At 52.6% G+C, this 16,773-nt stretch carries 16 protein-coding genes; 8 read left to right on the top strand and 8 right to left on the bottom strand.

Going from position 1 to position 16,773, the window contains the following annotated elements; genetic code table 11:
- Window positions 1–18 precede the first annotated feature (18 nt).
- Window positions 19–621: a DUF938 domain-containing protein gene (locus H8L47_RS09690; RefSeq protein WP_222616472.1), complete on the bottom strand. Its 603-nt coding sequence runs from the start codon at window positions 619–621 to the stop codon at window positions 19–21.
- Window positions 622–902: 281 nt separating this feature from the next.
- Here H8L47_RS09690 and H8L47_RS09685 point away from each other — a divergent pair, with 281 nt between their 5' ends.
- Entirely contained in the window at window positions 903–1,712 is an 810-nt protein-coding gene (locus tag H8L47_RS09685) for a substrate-binding periplasmic protein (RefSeq protein WP_186953380.1), read from the top strand.
- A 160-nt stretch (window positions 1,713–1,872) separates the two neighbouring features.
- On the opposite strand, the gene H8L47_RS09680 is transcribed toward H8L47_RS09685, so the two are convergent.
- Together H8L47_RS09680 and H8L47_RS09675 are read right to left on the bottom strand one after the other, a co-directional pair.
- On the bottom strand, window positions 1,873–3,147 hold the full coding sequence (locus H8L47_RS09680; RefSeq protein ID WP_186953379.1) for a S41 family peptidase: 1,275 nt from the start codon (window positions 3,145–3,147) through the stop codon (window positions 1,873–1,875).
- 67 nt (window positions 3,148–3,214) lie between these two features.
- Complete coding sequence (locus tag H8L47_RS09675; protein WP_186953378.1) at window positions 3,215–3,829, bottom strand: LysE family translocator; 615 nt, start codon at window positions 3,827–3,829, stop codon at window positions 3,215–3,217.
- A gap of 131 nt (window positions 3,830–3,960) precedes the next feature.
- On the opposite strand from H8L47_RS09675, the gene H8L47_RS09670 reads away from it, so the two are divergent.
- A complete protein-coding gene (locus H8L47_RS09670; protein WP_186953377.1) occupies window positions 3,961–4,410 on the top strand; it encodes an Lrp/AsnC family transcriptional regulator in 450 nt (149 codons plus the stop codon).
- Here the strand turns inward: H8L47_RS09670 and H8L47_RS09665 are convergent.
- On the bottom strand, window positions 4,403–4,699 hold the full coding sequence (locus tag H8L47_RS09665; RefSeq protein WP_186953376.1) for a hypothetical protein: 297 nt from the start codon (window positions 4,697–4,699) through the stop codon (window positions 4,403–4,405). The two genes, H8L47_RS09670 and H8L47_RS09665, sit on opposite strands and share 8 nt — an antisense overlap.
- A 393-nt stretch (window positions 4,700–5,092) precedes the next feature.
- Here H8L47_RS09665 and H8L47_RS09660 point away from each other — a divergent pair, with 393 nt between their 5' ends.
- Window positions 5,093–5,776, top strand: coding sequence for a flavin reductase family protein (locus tag H8L47_RS09660; protein WP_186953375.1), 684 nt, complete (start codon window positions 5,093–5,095; stop codon window positions 5,774–5,776).
- Here the strand turns inward: H8L47_RS09660 and H8L47_RS09655 are convergent.
- A complete protein-coding gene (locus H8L47_RS09655; protein WP_186953374.1) occupies window positions 5,773–6,984 on the bottom strand; it encodes a hypothetical protein in 1,212 nt (403 codons plus the stop codon). The genes H8L47_RS09660 and H8L47_RS09655 overlap by 4 nt on opposite strands.
- A 317-nt stretch (window positions 6,985–7,301) precedes the next feature.
- On the opposite strand from H8L47_RS09655, the gene H8L47_RS09650 reads away from it, so the two are divergent.
- A complete protein-coding gene (locus H8L47_RS09650) occupies window positions 7,302–9,290 on the top strand; it encodes an OPT family oligopeptide transporter (protein WP_186953373.1) in 1,989 nt (662 codons plus the stop codon).
- Window positions 9,291–9,413: 123 nt separating this feature from the next.
- On the opposite strand, the gene H8L47_RS09645 is transcribed toward H8L47_RS09650, so the two are convergent.
- Window positions 9,414–10,037, bottom strand: a complete 624-nt coding sequence (locus H8L47_RS09645; protein WP_186953372.1) for a TetR/AcrR family transcriptional regulator — start codon at window positions 10,035–10,037, stop codon at window positions 9,414–9,416.
- An 82-nt stretch (window positions 10,038–10,119) separates the two neighbouring features.
- Here H8L47_RS09645 and H8L47_RS09640 point away from each other — a divergent pair, with 82 nt between their 5' ends.
- Window positions 10,120–11,097, top strand: a complete 978-nt coding sequence (locus H8L47_RS09640) for an alpha/beta fold hydrolase (RefSeq protein ID WP_186953371.1) — start codon at window positions 10,120–10,122, stop codon at window positions 11,095–11,097.
- 40 nt (window positions 11,098–11,137) lie between these two features.
- The gene (locus H8L47_RS09635; RefSeq protein WP_186953370.1) at window positions 11,138–11,773 is read left to right on the top strand and encodes a hypothetical protein; all 636 of its coding nucleotides are present in this window, start codon (window positions 11,138–11,140) and stop codon (window positions 11,771–11,773) included.
- Between the two features lie 262 nt (window positions 11,774–12,035).
- Here H8L47_RS09635 and H8L47_RS09630 read toward each other — a convergent pair whose 3' ends face one another.
- On the bottom strand, window positions 12,036–12,416 hold the full coding sequence (locus H8L47_RS09630) for a VOC family protein (RefSeq protein WP_186953369.1): 381 nt from the start codon (window positions 12,414–12,416) through the stop codon (window positions 12,036–12,038).
- Window positions 12,413–13,003 (bottom strand): hypothetical protein, encoded by a 591-nt coding sequence (locus H8L47_RS09625; protein WP_186953368.1) that lies wholly within the window; start codon window positions 13,001–13,003, stop codon window positions 12,413–12,415. Before H8L47_RS09625 ends, H8L47_RS09630 begins: the two co-directional genes overlap by 4 nt.
- Window positions 13,004–13,112: 109 nt before the next feature.
- Between H8L47_RS09625 and H8L47_RS09620 the strand changes: the two genes are divergently transcribed.
- On the top strand, window positions 13,113–14,114 hold the full coding sequence (locus tag H8L47_RS09620) for a LysR substrate-binding domain-containing protein (protein WP_186953367.1): 1,002 nt from the start codon (window positions 13,113–13,115) through the stop codon (window positions 14,112–14,114).
- 128 nt (window positions 14,115–14,242) lie between these two features.
- Complete coding sequence (locus tag H8L47_RS09615; RefSeq protein WP_186953366.1) at window positions 14,243–16,687, top strand: DUF6600 domain-containing protein; 2,445 nt, start codon at window positions 14,243–14,245, stop codon at window positions 16,685–16,687.
- The last annotated feature ends 86 nt before the right edge of the window (window positions 16,688–16,773 follow it).

The following is a 16,773-nucleotide window of genomic DNA, read 5'->3' as shown; positions in this document are numbered from 1 at the left end:
CTCGCGCAAAAAAATTCTCTATTCCTGTCCACCCTTGCTCAACACCAGCAAGCGGTTATTGGCTGGCATGGCGATATCATCCTGCAAGTGCATGCCATGCTGGCTTGCCAGGATCAGAATGTTTTCTATATCGCGTATGCCCATATGTGCGGCTTGTTGTTTGAGTGACGCGTCGAAGTGTTGGTTGCTGGCACTGGTAAATTCACCAGCGTAATTGAAGGGGCCATAAATGAGAAACAAGCCTCTGTTACTCAGCAAGGCTGCGACACCGGCAAACATGAGCTCTACTTCCTGCCACGCCATGATGTGGCAGGTATTGGCGGTGTACACAGCATCAAACTGCGCTTGCGGCCAGGAGCTGATCCCGATATTCAATTCAAATGGTGGCAAGAGATTGAGCAGTGCGGCCTCTGCCATCCAGGCAATGATGCTGGGATGATATTCCTGCCTGTCGCTGGTCTGCCATTGCAGATGGGTCAGTTGCCTGGCGAAGCTCACAGCATGCTGACCGGTGCCGCTACCTATCTCAAGCAGACTGTGACAATCAACCAGGAGAGGCTCTATTGTTTGCAGGATAGGTGTGCTGTTTCTTTCGCAGGCGGCGGAAAACAATTTACTCATCATTCTACTTTCATGTGGCGGTGGTTTGTTGCGACTGCTTGTTGCAATCCTAGCAGCATATGGTGTGTCATTGATGCACGTTCCAGGATATTTTTAGACAATGTCAAGCAGCCGCCATCCCAGCAAATGCATGGAAGTGTATTTTTTCCAGCCATTTTTTTCAAATCTTGACATTTCAAAAGCTTGAGCTTCACACGCAAGTGGTATGCTGAAAATACACTGTGACAGACCCACAATTCATTTTTGCTGCCAGTGCTGACAGGTATTTCTGATGGTGAAAAATGTTGAATCGCTACTTCCCTGCTTGCCTGCTGCCATTTTGTTTTGCGTATAATATTGCGTCTGCAGCACCCAAGTGCCCGTCGCAACCAATCAAGCTGGATCTTCTTGAACTGGGTATTTTCTTCAAATCCGAGCGAGGCAAAGCTGCCGGCAATGGCATAGACCGGGATCTGGTCGATGAACTCAGCAAACGCAGCGGTTGTGCTTTCGATGCCAAAGTGCAGCCACGCGCCCGAACCTGGATAGAAATAAAAGCTGGTCGCATCGACATGATGACGGCAACTCTCAGCACACCTGAGCGCGAAGAATTTCTCTGGTTATTTCCTTACGTACGTGCCCACCATATCATTTTGCTGGGTCCGTCTGCACCAAGCACTCTGCATACCCTGGCACAATTCCAGAAAGCCAGTTCGCTTAAATTTGGTGTCATCAGAGGTTTCGCGCACAGCGCCTTTTATGACCCACTCATCGCGGCCTGGATGCAGGAAGACAGGGTCAGGGTGTATCCGGATGAGGCGCATCTGATCAATGCGTTGATACAGGGCGAAGTTGCCGCTGTCACCTCATATCCTGGAGTCTTTCAGTTTTACATTAATGCCAAAGTCAATCCTAACTCTGTACGCATGGTGGATTGGGACAAGGGTAATTTGCAAGTCCTGGGAAATTTCGGGATCAGCAAGGCGAGCTTCAGCGAGGCCGAAGCGCATGAATGGGGCATGCTGATCAAGGCAATACAGCTGGACGGCACTCTACTCAAAATCTACCGCAAATATGTGGGGGCGCGTGAGGCGCACAATATGCTGCCCTGAAATTTTCTCGCTACGCGAACCAGCTCGCACAGCTATCGTTAATTGTTGATTAGTCACCAGAACAAGATAGCCAGTGATGGTGTAACAAAGAATCAGGCAAGCAGATGCCTGCCACAATCTTTTTCTGCTCACTGATGTGTATATTGCATATCGAATGCGCCTATTTGTTCTTTACTGCCAATTGCTTGTGCAGTAAATCAACAGCGACATCAAGAGCCGCATCATTGCCAGGCTCTTGCTTGCCGGGGTCCACGACTATACTGGGGACAAAGTTCTCACGCGGTGTTCCGTTCAGATGGAATAATTTTTCATTCGGGATGCGGACGATGAAACCTGCGTGTGGCAACTTCACTTCACCCAAGGCACCCAGCAATCCGGCCATGCGGGTGCCGACAATTTTGGCTCTTTGCATGCCATCCAGAGCGATGGTCATGCCCTCACCCATGCTGCCAGTCCAGTGGCCTGCCAGCACGACTATGGGTTGTTTGTAGATGAATTTTCCACGCGGGCTGACGTATTCTACCCAACTGCGCCTGACACCGGATGCGCGCATTTCTGCCACCAGTTCATGCTTTTGGTAAGGCATATCCTGGCTGATCAAGCGACCCATCATGCCACGTGCAACCGTGGTATTGCCACCACTGGGCGTGTCACGCAAATCCAGTATCAGCGCCTTGCTGTTTTCCAGCTTGTCCATTGCTTCATCAAAGGCTGCAATCAGGGCACTATCGCCGAGGCTGTTATTGATGCGGATATAGCCTATCTCACCCAAACTGCGGCTCGATAATGGCGTGGCGGGGCGCTCTACACCGGGAGTGAACGTCATTTCCTGTACCTGCCCCTGCGCGCTGGCAACCTTGATTTTCACAGCCTGGTTGCGCGGACCTGCGAGTGCTACGCGCAAGGCCCAGTCACGCGCTACCGGGTCGGCAGTTGCCAAACTGGACGGGCCAAATTGGGTGACGGCTTGTGCCACCGGCTGCCCGTGCACTTCCAGCACTTTCATACCCACCCGCACGCCCGCACGCTCTGCTGCCGAATTTGCCCTGACATCGGTGATGACGGCATCCTTGCCCTGCCATTCTGCCCACAGGTCTGTGCCAGTCGGCACCAAGCGCGGCGTGGCTGGCAGGCTGGTGGCCAGGTGCGCGTGGGAATCGTATAACTCAGCCACCGCCGCTTCCATCATGGCGACAAAATCCCGCTTGCTGGTGATGGATTTGACTTGCTTGCCATATTTTTCATGCACGGCTTTCCAGTCGGTTTTCCTGGCGTCAAAATAGGCATAGTTTTCATCGACGTACTGCCAAAAGATTTCAAAATCCTGGCTGAAACTGGCGGGCGCGGGTGCTGGCGCGTCGGCAAAAGCAGGCGTGCTTATGCCAAGCACACTGGCAACAGCCAGGACGGACAATAGACGTGGAAATGGGCGCATGAAACTTAATATATTAATGAAGTGAAGGCAGAATTCTAACCGAAAGTGCTGCCTCCTTGCGCCTGGCTCAAAAGACTTGCCATAACTGCCAGAGTGCGAAACCCAAAAGCAGCAAGCCGCCAACCCGATTGATGGTACCCAGCAAATCTGGCCCGACTTGCCTGCTCAGCAAGGCAACACCGGCACTGAGCATGAGCCACCAGATTGCCGACCCCAGGAATACACCCAGCACCATCAGGCCTGCCGCTGCGGTATCAAGTACCTTGGGCCCGGCGACAGTGGCAAACACAGCGATGAACGAGATGATGGTCATGGGGTTGGCCAGGGTCAATGCAAACACTGAGACAAATGCCTTGCCTGAGCGTTGCTGACTCACGCTGGCCGCCTGCCCTGCCTGGCTGCTTGCCAGCAGCAGCTTCACGCCCATCCAGCCCAGGAACAAGGCCCCGCCTATTGCCAGTGGTGTACTCAAGGACACAAAATAATCCGTCACTGCCACCATGCCAAATGCCCCTATCGCACCGTACACCGCGTCAGCACAGGCTGCCCCCATGCCACTGACAAAACCAGTACGCATGCCATGCGCCAGGGTGCGCTGTATGCACAACAAACCTATGGGGCCGACCGGTGCGGCTATCGACAGACCGATCAGCATGGCTTTGAAAAATAAACCAGTTTCCATGAATACACCCACATCAAAAAGAACATGCATCCAGTATGAAGAGTTGCAGCAGGCATTAACATGGAAAAATTAAGGTAAAACTGCTACATTGCCTTCACTATTCTTGTGTATCTACCTGTAAACTAAATATCATGGATATCGACGCCAAAGCCTGGAAAATCCTGGCAGCCCTGCAACGCGACGCCCGCATCTCGTTAAAGGCGCTCGCCGACGAAACCGGCCTGTCACTGCCTGCCACATCCGAAAGAGTCAAACGCCTGGAAGAAGCCGGTGTCATCAAGGGTTATCGCGCTGAAGTGCATGCCGAAGCAATCGGCCTGCAAGTCCAGGCGGTAGTCGGCATCACCGTCCCCCAACCGCAAAAAGCCAGCCTCATCGCTCACCTCAAATCCTTGCATGAAGTGCTGGAATGCCTGCACGTCACAGGCCAGGATTCTTTTCTTTTGCGCGTTGCCACTAGAGATTTGCGTCACCTGGAAAGCTTTGTTGGAAATATTAATCATTATGGCGAGACGCGAACGTCCATCATCATGTCGGCACCGATACCTTTGCGGGCTTTGATGCCGGTGGAGGTTAAGTGAATGGTGTGAACTGATAGCAAGACTGATGCTGGTTGTATTGACGTTGCTGTTGGTTTTGGTTTTGGTTTTGGTTTTGGTTTTGACTTTGCTTTTGACTTTCCGCAGTTCCCCATGTGTCGACGCCGTTTGTGCAGTACAGAAAATGAAAAAAGAAGGACCGCTGTTTGAGGTGTAGCAGGGGTTTCGGGCAGCATGCTGCCGCCTGCGTAACGACATGCGCTTGCAAGCGCATGTTCCTAAAAGCAAGGCCGCAGGCGAGTTTCGGGCCTTCCCATTTTTTGTACTTCATAAACGGGAACCCCCTTTAGGGGGTGGCGACGCCTGGGTCGCCTTTTTGGCCCACCTTTTTTGGCGAGACAAAAAGGTGGGTAGCTGCCGGTCTACCACCGGCCTGCAATCCTAAAACACGTCTGACGGCATTTCAAAATCCAGCTCGCAAACTATACGATTCTAGCATTAATAAACTTCGCAGCATGCCACGGACGCCACTGGATTCCAGCTAAAAGCACGCTGGAATGACGTATTTAGAATTACTGTTTATCGACGCATAGTCAGCTTGGTTAATGCCTTCAAATCCCGCCTCCCAAAATCCCCTGTCCGTTTCCAGCCAGCCCAAACAATTAACACCCCGCATACTTCCTCCATCAAACCAAACATCAAATAACCAATAAGCGAGGACACCATGCACATCAGCAGCGAATCCGCCATACTCTATTTCGGCACCCCCGTCATCCTGGTCAGCACTGTCAATGAAGATGGCAGTTTCAACCTGGCCCCTATCTCATCCATTTTCTGGCTGGGCTGGCGCGCCGTCATCGGTGTAGGGTCGAGTTCACAAACCGCCCGCAACCTGAAAAGAAACGGCCAGTGCGTACTCAACCTGGCATCAGTCAATGAAGTAGCAGCAGTCAACAAACTGGCACTGACGACCGGCTCGGATGCCATGTCGCCATGGAAGGTGGCACGCGGTTACCGCGTGGAGAGAAATAAATTTGAGCTGGCAGGACTGACGCCACAAACATCAGAAACCGTGGCCGCAGCGCGGGTGCAGGAATGCCTGGTGCAACAAGAATGCACGGTCGCTGCCATGCATGGCATTGCAGATGATGAAGCCATGCTGAAGGGTGGCATACTGACATTCGAGTTGAGGATACAACGCCTGCATGTAGATGCATCGCTACTGCAAGATGGTAATCCTGACCGAATAGACCCGGACAAGTGGAAGCCGCTGATCATGAGTTTCCAGAAATTTTATGGTCTGGATAACCAACAAGTCCATGCATCGACCTTATCGACAATACCGGAAAAAGCTTACCGCAGTCCGGATGTCGACAAGGCGCGCCAGATAGCCAAACTGGAAGCTTAGACTTTCATCATGGAAGCGGTCCTGGGCTTGGACAAAAGCTCGGCAAAGACTTGCCAGCGGCTTTGTTCATCACCCGGCTTGGCAAGTTTTTCTACATAGGCCTTGGTCATATCCTGGCCAAGGTTGTAGTTGATGACGTAGGATCTATGCTTTTCCATGAAGCGCAGGCGTTGCCTGGATCTGGCTTCATCAGACAAGGCGTATTTCATCAGCATGGCGACGGCAGCTTCGGTAGCTATGTCGCCATCGAGGTAGAGCTTGGCGACCATATTGCCTGCATAAGTCAGTTTTTGCAGGACTGACTGCATCTGATAGTAATGCTCCACTTTGGCAGGGTCTATGCCTGCCAGCGGGAACAGGACTTCTTTTTCAAAGGCCATGCGCTCGGCATGCGGGAAGGCGACTTCTATGCCGTAGTTGGCACTGCCCTCGGCCAGGAAAGACATCGGTGAATACAGGGGGTAGACGCTGTATTCCACCCAGGCATTTTCATTGACCAGGTGTTTTTCTATGAGCAGATTGAAGACATGGTGGCCGGGGTAGCCTTCATGGCTGGCCAGGTCGATGGCGCGGCTGATGAACATGGGGAAGTCGGTATTGACCTGTATCAGGCTATAGCTATTACCCTTGTACCAGTTGTAGGCACTCCAGACCTGGTCCTTGACATATTCAATCTCAAAATTTTCTTCTTCCGGCAGGCTGATGTATTTTCTGGTGCGTGCGCGGGATTCATTGATGGCGGCCTTGAACACGACATCGAGCTTGTCTTGCGGGATTTCAAATTGTTTGGCGTAGGCACTCAAACGAGTATTCAAATCACCTGCGCCGGGCAAGAGCTCACTCAGTTCGGCAAGGATGGGGTCGAAATCTGCCGGGCTTAAATCGGGTGAGCGGGCATCGTACAAGGCGACTGACTCATCATCGAAAGAGAGTTTATGGCCTGCCAGATGGGCGATGTAGGTGCGTACGGCGGCGACATGCAGGCGCAGAAAATCCTGGCGCAGTTCTTGTCCGGCCTCTGCTGCTGGCAGGGACTGTGCCTGTTTCGTCAATTCTTGCGCTTGCTGCAACAAGTCTGCCAGGGGCAGTTTTTGGGATGCTGCCTGCCATTCCGGCGGGCCATAATAGGCATCGACATAGCCGGGGTCATGCTGGCCTACCGCCAGGACGAGTTTGACATAGGCTACTGCAATCTGGTTCAGTGTCATCAGCGTTCTCCGCATGTATTGATAGAAGTATTGTCGCCAGCATTTTACTGCTGTTGGACGCCTGAAGCTTGCTCAAATTCAGGCTGCTTTGGTCAGTGCAGTGCACAAAAATTGACATGCCGTTCAGCTAACACTATATTGCGCTACCGCCCAAGCTCATATATTTACAAAAACCGAAGCAGGGCGTGATATTGCGAAAAATTTGCAGCCCACAAGGATGCACTCACTATCGGGATTTACGCAAAACTGTTATTGCTAGCCCTTGCTATGCTTTGGGGCGGTTTTGCGTAGATCCTCATTATAAAAATGGAGGATACATGGCTTTACAACAGCTGGATGATGAACAGATACGCACCTGGACCAGAAGGGAAAAGGATCAATGGTGGTTTGATAATGTCTATCGTAAGGACATGGCACAACTGACCTTGCGCTCGGCGGTGACGGGCTTCTTGCTGGGGGGCATACTGGCCGCCACTGCACTGTATATCGGTGCCAAGACGGGTATTGGTATTGGTGTTGGTCTGACTTCGGTGATTTTGTCGTTTGCAATTTTCAAGATTTTGCATAGCCTGGGCGTCACAGCCGACTACAGCATCCTGGAAAACAATTGCACGCAATCCATCGCCACTGCTGCCGGTTATATGATCAACCCCATGATTTCCAGCCTGGCAGCGTATATGCTGATCACCGGCAAGATTATCCCCTGGTGGCAGATGCTGGTGTGGGTCATGGTGGTCGCCTTGATAGGCGTGCTGGTGGCTTTCCCACTGAAACGCCGTTTTGTCAATGAAGACCAGCTCCCTTTCCCCGAGGGCCGCGCCTGCGGCGTAGTGCTCGATTCTTTGTATACTGATGGCGCTGGCGGCGGTATGTACAAGGCCAAGCTGTTGGGCTATACCAGTCTGTTCGCTGGCTTGTACCAGATGATAGTCAGCGATGGCTGGATGCGTCTGATCCAGTTCAAGATTTTGCGCATGGATAAATGGGCAGGCATGGTAGAACCTTGGTATCTGCACGAACGCCTGGACACTTATTACTACAACGCTGCAATCAAGCTCAACTGGTGGATACCCAAGATCATGGGGACGGATATCCGTCAACTGGGCTTGCGCCTGACTGCCGACGTTGCCATGCTCGGTGTTGGCGGCCTGATGGGCATAAGGGTTGCCAGCAGCGTCATGCTGGGTGCCTTCATCAACTTCGTTATCCTGGCACCATGGATGATACAAAACGGTGATATCGCTGCGCGTACCCTGCCAAATGGCACGGTGGTGGCAATTTCCCGTACCGAGATTGTCAATCAGTGGGGCTTGTGGTGGGCAGTGACCATGATGGTGGTTGGCTCCATGGTGGGCTTGCTGGCCAAACCTGAGTTGTTCAAGGCAGCCTTCAAATCCATGACGGGTGGCAGCAAGAAAGAAAAAGATATAGGCCCGGACCCGCTGAAAGACATAGAAGTGCCACTGTGGATTTCTTATGTTGGCGTGCCTATCCTGTGTGCGATTGCTGCCTGGCTGGTCAATACCCTGTTTGGTGTGCCTTACATCATGGCGCTGATCGCCTTCCCGCTGATTTTTGTATTGACCATTATCTGTATCAATGCGATGGCGCTGACATCCTGGGCACCTATCGGTGCACTGGCCAAGATCACGCAATTCAGCATGGGTGCGATAGACCGCAGCAATCCGGCCAATAACCTGTTGCCAGCCGGCATGACGGCAGATATCGCCTTCAATGCATCATCATTGCTGTCTGATATCAAGCCTGGCTATATGCTGGGTGGTAAGCCGCGTCATCAGGTGATCGGCCATATCATCGGCATTGTCTCTGGTGCACTGGCTTGCGTACCGCTGTTCTTCCTGTTGTTCTTGCCACCAGATGCCAACGGCTTGCGCAGCACGGCGACTATCGTCAGCGAACAATTCGCCTTCCCGTCTGCCTTGCAGTGGAAAGGCGTGGCTGAGATCATTGCCAAGGGCGTGAGCGGCTTGCCGACTTCTGCCATCATCGCCATGGCGGTAGCTGGCCTGTGTGCAGTGTTCATCGAAGTGACCAATGTCATCACTCGTGGCCGCTTGCCGCTGTCTGCTGTCTCCATCGGTCTGGGCGTAGTCTTGCCACCAGAATCATGCTTCGCCATGTGGATAGGTGCCTTGATATTCTGGTATATGGGCAAGAAAAATTCTGAAAAAGGCACTAAGGGCCATACCTTCTGGGTAGAGGGCTGTGAAGCCATCAGTGCTGGTTTGATCTCGGGTGCTGCTATCCTGGGTATAGGGAATGCCATTATCAATGTGATGATGTAGTTGTATTGTAGGTTGGGCTACGCTTTATCAGCCCAACACTCGGCGTTTAAATAACGTATACGTTGGCAGAGGCCCAGTGTTGGGCTGATGAAACGTAGCCCAACCTACGATCCCCTTTAAGGTCTATGCCTGCAAATACCGCAACAACATACTGACCAATTCATTTTTTCCACGCAACTGAAACTCCACCGGTGCCTGGTCTATTACCAGCCTGTGGGTGAAATGTTCTATCGCGTGTACCACAAAATAAGCCTGCATCTGACGGTCAGCAACATCGGCAACGTCATGGCGCTGGCTCAGGCAGCGGGCCCCTTCTTCGATCAAAAACTGTTCTGCCTGTTTGGCGGTTTGCCGCAACTGTGCAGGCAGCAAGCCTTCTTCATATAGCAACCTGTGCAAGCCGGGATTGTTCTCATGCAGGACAATCATGTGGCCAACGATGTCATGCAATACAGGTTCAAGCGCTTGAGTGCTCGTGCGCAGGGTTTCCAGCAAACGCACGCTGAGTGCCAGGCCCTCGGCCAGGTGCTGCTCGGCCAGAGCCGTCAAGATGGAATCCTTGTTGGGAAAGCATTGGTAGAGTGAACCTATCGAGACGCCAGCGCGGCTGGCGATACGTGAGGTCGTGCCTGCTGCATAGCCAAATTCGTCGAAAATATGAATAGCTGCTTCCAGGATGGCCTGTACCGTGATCCTGGAACGCTGCTGCGATGGCTGTTTTAAAGGCTGGCCGCTTGATTTTTTCATGACAAAACCCAGCTCCCGAATGCGAATAGACAATATGAATGATTATTCATATTATAGTCCGGCACGATTACAGGACTTCACCATGAATATAGACAAAGCACATTCAGACCAGACTTACTGGCATTGCTACCATGACCCTTCCTTGCTGGCACGCGTGCTGGCTGTGGTGCAAACCCGCCATCTGCAATCCACAGGGGTGGAGTTGCATATAGACCTGTATCAGCAAACTGACCCGGCAGCGCCGGTACTGATCCTGAACCATGGCGGCGGTGGCTATGGCGGTTTGTTTGTCGGCCTGGCACTGGCGTTTTATGAACAGGGCTATACCGTGATCGTGCCGGACCAGAAAGGCCAGGGTCGCTCTGGCGGTGCGATGGGCGATTTTACGGTGGCTGAGGCCGTGCAAAACGTCGTCGACGTAGCCGCCTGGGCCATGCAGGAATTCGCTGGCCCCTTGTATCTGTGCGGTGGCAGCATAGGTGGCGGCCTGACTTATGCAGCAGCAGCCGTAATGGCGAGCCAGGGCAAACCGCCCCTTGCCGCTGTCTGCCTTAATCTGTATGACTTTGGCGACCCGGTCACCGGCCTGGCCTTTACCCGTTTTGCTGCGCTGGCAAAAATCCCTGGCCTGGCCAGGGCGTGCAGGACAATCAGCGGCTTGCTGACAAAACTGGCACCGCGACTGCGCCTGCCCTATCGTCCACTGGCGCGTTTTGAAAACATGATGGATGAGCGTGATCTTGCGATGGGCTTTTACGCCAAATGGCAAGCTGATCCGCTTACCTTGCGTACGGTCACGGCACGTTATTTCGCCAGCATGCTCAATACTGCTTTTGCGATACCGCTGGAAGCCAATACTGATGTACCTGTGCTGGTCATCAACCAGAAGCGCGACAAGATGGTCCAGCCACGACTGACGCTGGAATGTTACCAACGTCTGTCAGGTCAAAAAGACTATGTGGAAATTGACTGGGGACACTTCTCCTTGCTTCCACAGTTCAATGCTGAACTGATAGTTCTAGGCCAACAATGGATTAGCAAGGTAACGAGGGCCGTTTAACAGCAAATACAGTATTTGACTTCCCAAAACTAGGATTTGCATGCATGAGTTGTACAATACATGCATGATTAAAATGAGTCGAAAACTGACGTTCAGTCTCTCTATGTTTTTTGCTATCGTTGCCTGCGCGGGCTGCGCTGATAATCGCGAACAACTATACGATCTTGCGCCAGGCAGCAATGTGGAAATACTGAGAGAAAAAACGAGCGATAATAACGCGACAGTGATACTTATCAAGAACGAATATCCTGGCTATGCAGCGCATATCTGGCCCAAAACTGGAAAAGCAGTCATTTCAGTAACTGCCGATCTAAGCATATATCGCAGATACACCGAAAACTATCGCACTCAAGTGCATTGCGGCACAGCAAGTATCCAGTATCAAGGAAAACTGTATTTTCCCACCAAGATGACGACAGAAGCAAAAAATGCCCCCTATTCCATGCAGTGTGATGGTGACAGCGTAAAAACCATAGGCGATTATTCGGTATCAACAACAGTTCCACCTACTGTCAACATTGTATTTGATCTCCCTGCGTCCATGGAGGGTGCCGTATATGTCACCATGCCCTTTATCGGAGATAAACTTCCTCAAAGAGACTTTGAAGAAGCCAGCAATGCAAGAACATTTGAGTATGTCATCAAAAAATTTGCCCAGGTTGGTGGCTGGCACTGAGGCAATGTCAGCGCAAAATCTGTGACAGTATGGCTGACGGCGAGTGGGAATTGCATACAGCGGTCACGCTCTCGCTGGATCAACTGGGCAGGGCAATCGACCGCATCTGCCAGCATCTTCGTAGCCAGCCGCGGTCGTACGAATTGCCAGCCTTTCAGCTCTTGCTGCCTACAAGCTGCTAACAAAGCTCCATATTTTTTATCTGTGTTCCACAGAAATCTCTGGGAAAACAATTGTTGGATACGATAGCCAAATAAAACAGCTATCCCACCACTGCCGCACCTGGCGCATAGTAGGTGACTTCAAAACGGATACCATCTGCATCTTTCATGAACAAGGCAAGTGAACCACCCAGGTTTTTCAGGTCCGGCACGGCAAACCCGGCTGCATGCATGGAGTGCCGGATTTGCATGACCTGTTCTGCCGATGTTGCGCCAAAGCCCAGGTGATTCATGCCTGCACCATAGCGCTCGTAGGGGCGGGTATCAGGATGTGCCTGCAAGAACTGGAAAAAGAAGCCCTCACCATCAGTCCAGACCTGCGGCTTGCTCTCGACAAAACCCAGTTGCGGCAGCAGGCATTCATAATAGGGCATACTGGTTTCCAGTGAACTCACCAGCAAGCTGATATGGTCTATCTTCATTTGCTCACCCCGTTTTTTGTTGGCAGGGGATTGCGCGGGCTTTCGCTGTCCCAGGTTTCTGACAATATCCAGTAGCGCTGGCCATCGAAGTACAACTGGATATTATTGATGCCGCGACTCGTCACTTCGCCATCAGGTGTCTGCCGTGTTTCATAGGTGCTCCAGATGTGGGTGGAGCTGCCAAAGCTTTTCACTTCGCGTGCGATTTCGCGCTCATAAAAACCAGTGTCATAGACAGGCTTGCTCCAGACATGGAATTCTTGGACAGAAAAAACCAGCAGGCGCGGATCGCCATTCTTTTCATGTACTGTGGGGAAAATTTGTGCACGGGGATGATGTAATGAGATATCCCTGGCAATATTGCGCGGCGTATTGGGCGGACCGGAGACAACCTCATAATAGGCGTGCATAATGCCATCGATACTGCTGACATCTGCCGCCAGCGGATAGGTTGTTGCTGGTGCCACTGCGGCGGCAGCATCAGCTCGCATTGGAAATACAGTGATCAACAGCATCAGGCTGGCCAATAAAATCACCAGTATCTGTTTGCCAGTTGAGCTGGCGGGGATGGTAAATTGCGCTTGCATACAAACTCCTTTTCAAAGAAGCGCCAGTATCCAGTACCTGCATATTTGCCACTAGCGACAAATATGCACCAGGGTATAGAGAAAAACTAGTCAGGTAAAAAACATCGTCATGCAAAAAATTCCAGGTTTGAATGATTTACGTATTTTTGAAGCAGCGGGTCGCCTGCAGAATTTCCGCCTTGCGGGACAAGAGCTCAGTCTCACGCATAGTGCGGTCAGCCATCGCATACGCTCACTGGAAGAGCAACTGAGGCTGGAATTATTCGAGCGCCAAAATGGTGTCAGGCTGACCGATGCCGGGCGTGAATTGCATGCGGCAGTCACGCTCTCGCTGGATCAACTGGGCGCGGCAATCGACCGCATCAGCCAGCATCATCGTAGCCCGCGCCAGGTGGTGCGGATTGCCAGCCTGCCCGCTTTTGCTGCATACTGGCTGCTCCCCAGGCTACATGACTTTTATCTCACTCATCCCGATATCTCCCTACAAATACAGGCTAGCATAGAGCTGGCCGAGCTGGGTGAAAACGGGGTTGACCTGGCCCTGCGTTTTCTTGGTAAAAATCCTGGTGCTGGCAACGCAGCCAATGTGCAGGTGCACAAACTGCTGGACGATTATTATTACCCGGTAGCATCACCAGACTTCATCGCCAGACATCAGCCTGCACTGGTCGAAGATTTGCTGACCTTGCCCTTGTTGGTGCATGCCAATACCATAGGTGCAGGTTCGTCCTGGTCAGCCTATTTCAAGGCCCTGGGTTTGCCCGCACAACAGGTTTTGCGCAGTATCAGCTTTGATGATGGCAATCTGGTTTTGCAAGCTGCCGAACATGGCCATGGCATTGCCTTTGAACGTCACAGCCATGTCTGTGGCAGGATCAGGCAAGGGTATTTGCAAAGAGTTTTTGACAGTGGCTTGCATAGCCAGAAGCATTACTATTTACTTTCCACCAGGCAGGGCTTGAACATCACCGCAGTCAAATGCGTGCACGACTGGCTCATCAGCCAGGCGCAGGAGTTCGTGCAGCAAAGCGGGCCCGAGCTGGCACAGGTGCAATGCTTGAATTTATCTGTTGAAGATGAAGTCATGCCATCATCTGTAACGCCGGGCTAAGCAAGTTGCTACAAAAATATACAAACATTGTCAAATATCCTGACATCCAAATGAGCAGCTCGTGCGTTAAGGATAGAACTAGCCATGTTACTAGTCATTTTGTTTAACCCAATGCCGGGAAGAAATTCATGCCTGTCTTACATCGCCCCACCCTGCTCGCCAGAGTACGCCGTGCTCCCTTGTTGAAATTCGCGGCGCTGGCCGTGGCCAGCCTGTTTGTACTTACCCCCGTGCATGCCCAGGATGAGCCACCGGGCCGCGTTGCCAGGGTCAGTTACTCCCACGGCAATATCAGCTTTGCCGATGCGGGCAGCAATGACTGGACTGCGCTGATGCTCAATCGTCCCATTTCTACTGGTGACAGCTTGCAAGTGCCCTACGCTGGCAAGGCAGAATTGCGTGTGGGTCCGAATGTCTTGCGCATGCAGGAAAACACCCGCATCAGCTTCAACCTGCTGGACGATGACAATACGCAAATCGACTTGAATCAGGGTGGCATGGTGGTACGTGTGCGCGAGCTCAGCAGCAAAGAAAATTTTGATATACGTACACCAAACATGGTGTTCTCGCTGCAAGAGCCTGGCGAATACAAGATCACTGTCAACCCTGACAACAGCACCACGGTACAGGTAAGACGCGGCACCGCGATTGCTCACGGTGAACGCGATACCATCACCATCAGGCAGGGAGAGCAAACCCGCTTCATGGGTAGCAATCTGCAACACAATTCCATAGGCACAGTCTCGCCACACGATGCTTTTGATCTGTGGGCGGCTGACCGTGACCGCGCTGAAGAAAACCTGGAAACCGTGCGCTATGTCTCGCGTGAAGTGATAGGCTACGAACAGCTTGATCAATACGGAGTATGGGAAACAACCACCAATTATGGCGCAGTCTGGTATCCGCGCCAGGTCAGTGCCAGTTGGGCACCTTACCGTGATGGCAACTGGGTCTACGTCGCGCCATGGGGATGGACCTGGGTAGACCGTGCGCCCTGGGGTTTTGCGCCTTACCACTATGGCCGCTGGGCGTATGTTGGTACTCGCTGGGCCTGGGTGCCGGGTCCGCGACATCACCATCACCGCCCTGTCTATGCACCTGCCCTGGTGGCCTTTGTAGGTGGCGCTCATTATATCCCTCACAAACACGGCTCCAAGCCTTCGGTCGCCTGGTTCCCCCTGGGGCCAGGAGAGGTCTACCGGCCAGGCTATACCCGCAACACCCAGTACATACAACGCCTGAACCAAAGCCTGGTCGTCAACAATAGCGCGACCAGCGGCCGTTACGTCAATCAGGGTGTGCAACATGCCATCACTGTTGTGCCAACTACCACCTTCACGCGTGGTGAACATGTCATGCCAGTCTCGAGCAGCAGGCTGGTGACATCTGGCAGGCAAACCCCGGTTGCGCTGACTGAGGCACCGAGTATCGCGCCAGGCAGCAATAATCGTTTTGGTGAGGCAAGACAGCAAAACTGGCGTGATGGTGACCAGTACCGCCAGAGAAACCTGGTGCTGCCTGCCACCCGCACTGAGCAACGCCTGAATGGGATAAACAATTTGAGTCCAAATGAAGGCCTGCCTGTCTCACGTCCGGCGGAAGTCAACAGCAATCCTACACAAGGCATGCGTCCAGTTGGCGCGGGCCTGGTCACGCCGAATACTGGCGTACAAAGCAATAATGTGTATGCGCCTCGCCAACCAGCGAATATCGCGCCACAGCCAGGCAATGCTGCCAGCATCAATATTGCGCCTGCGGTGAATGCGCCAACAAATAACAATGCGGCAGCGCCTAACCAGATCAGGCCTGTGGAGAATGGCGAGAGAGCACCACGCCCAGGCAGCAACTGGAACAATGAGCCTGCCAACAACCCTGCGAATAACCAGCCTCGCCAGTATGGTAATGGCATGCCAAACAATGGCAATACCATGCCGGGCAATGCCAATGTCTACAATCCACGCACGGCGCAGCCTGCCACAATCAATGTGGTGCCAGCTGTGAATCAACCGGCAACTCAGCATGTAAATCCACCAGTGAACCAGCAGCCGCAGCATACACCATCAACGAATACGCCAGTCAACAATGCCATCATGGGGACACCAAACCCCGGCAGACCGGTAGAAAACAATGACAGGGGAAACCGTCCTGGCAGCACCTGGAATAATAATGGCCAGCAAGAATTGCGTGGGGAAAGACAGCCAGAGCGCAATGTCGACCGTGGCAATGACAGGTCCATAGAACGCCGTCCTTCCATTACTCAGATGGAAAGACCCGTACAACAAGCGCCATTGATACAACCTCCACCTCAGCCGCAGCCTATACAGCAAGCACCGCAGATCCAGCAACCTGCCCGCATGGAAAGCAGGCCGGCACCCATGCCCATGCCATCTTCGATGCCAGCGCCTGCGCCACGGGCAATGCCAGCCCCTGCGCCTATGCCCATGCCTGCAGCAGCGCCAGTCCCGAGAGCCATGCCGGCACCGACACCTGCGCCTGCACCAGCGCCCGCAGAAAGATCGAAAGAAAAGGATGATGCACGCAATGCAAAAATGCGTGGCTTGAGTGAACGCTAAAATGTGAACACAAATAAGTGATCACAATTAAGTGAACGTAAATTTATATCGCCAGCCAGCCCTTGGGCTGGCTTTTTCATTAGCGG

It is taken from the genome of Undibacterium umbellatum, from assembly GCF_014284125.1.
GTDB classification, from domain to species: Bacteria; Pseudomonadota; Gammaproteobacteria; order Burkholderiales; family Burkholderiaceae_D; genus Undibacterium; species Undibacterium umbellatum.
Note: the sequence above shows the minus strand (reverse complement) of the source record. Positions and strands in the feature narration are given on the sequence as shown.

What these genes read in the sequence shown, in the direction of transcription:
- H8L47_RS09675 (WP_186953378.1), bottom strand. Translation starts at nt 3,829, where the DNA reads ATGGAAACTGGTTTATTTTTCAAAGCCATGCTGATCGGTCTGTCGATA.
- H8L47_RS09680 (WP_186953379.1), bottom strand. Translation starts at nt 3,147, where the DNA reads ATGCGCCCATTTCCACGTCTATTGTCCGTCCTGGCTGTTGCCAGTGTG.
- H8L47_RS09625 (WP_186953368.1), bottom strand. Translation starts at nt 13,003, where the DNA reads ATGCAAGCGCAATTTACCATCCCCGCCAGCTCAACTGGCAAACAGATA.
- H8L47_RS09685 (WP_186953380.1), top strand. Translation starts at nt 903, where the DNA reads ATGTTGAATCGCTACTTCCCTGCTTGCCTGCTGCCATTTTGTTTTGCG.
- H8L47_RS09635 (WP_186953370.1), top strand. Translation starts at nt 11,138, where the DNA reads ATGCATGAGTTGTACAATACATGCATGATTAAAATGAGTCGAAAACTG.
- H8L47_RS09615 (WP_186953366.1), top strand. Translation starts at nt 14,243, where the DNA reads ATGCCTGTCTTACATCGCCCCACCCTGCTCGCCAGAGTACGCCGTGCT.
- H8L47_RS09660 (WP_186953375.1), top strand. Translation starts at nt 5,093, where the DNA reads ATGCACATCAGCAGCGAATCCGCCATACTCTATTTCGGCACCCCCGTC.
- H8L47_RS09630 (WP_186953369.1), bottom strand. Translation starts at nt 12,416, where the DNA reads ATGAAGATAGACCATATCAGCTTGCTGGTGAGTTCACTGGAAACCAGT.
- H8L47_RS09655 (WP_186953374.1), bottom strand. Translation starts at nt 6,984, where the DNA reads ATGACACTGAACCAGATTGCAGTAGCCTATGTCAAACTCGTCCTGGCG.
- H8L47_RS09665 (WP_186953376.1), bottom strand. Translation starts at nt 4,699, where the DNA reads ATGAAGTACAAAAAATGGGAAGGCCCGAAACTCGCCTGCGGCCTTGCT.
- H8L47_RS09690 (WP_222616472.1), bottom strand. Translation starts at nt 621, where the DNA reads ATGAGTAAATTGTTTTCCGCCGCCTGCGAAAGAAACAGCACACCTATC.
- H8L47_RS09670 (WP_186953377.1), top strand. Translation starts at nt 3,961, where the DNA reads ATGGATATCGACGCCAAAGCCTGGAAAATCCTGGCAGCCCTGCAACGC.
- H8L47_RS09650 (WP_186953373.1), top strand. Translation starts at nt 7,302, where the DNA reads ATGGCTTTACAACAGCTGGATGATGAACAGATACGCACCTGGACCAGA.
- H8L47_RS09640 (WP_186953371.1), top strand. Translation starts at nt 10,120, where the DNA reads ATGAATATAGACAAAGCACATTCAGACCAGACTTACTGGCATTGCTAC.
- H8L47_RS09645 (WP_186953372.1), bottom strand. Translation starts at nt 10,037, where the DNA reads ATGAAAAAATCAAGCGGCCAGCCTTTAAAACAGCCATCGCAGCAGCGT.
- H8L47_RS09620 (WP_186953367.1), top strand. Translation starts at nt 13,113, where the DNA reads ATGCAAAAAATTCCAGGTTTGAATGATTTACGTATTTTTGAAGCAGCG.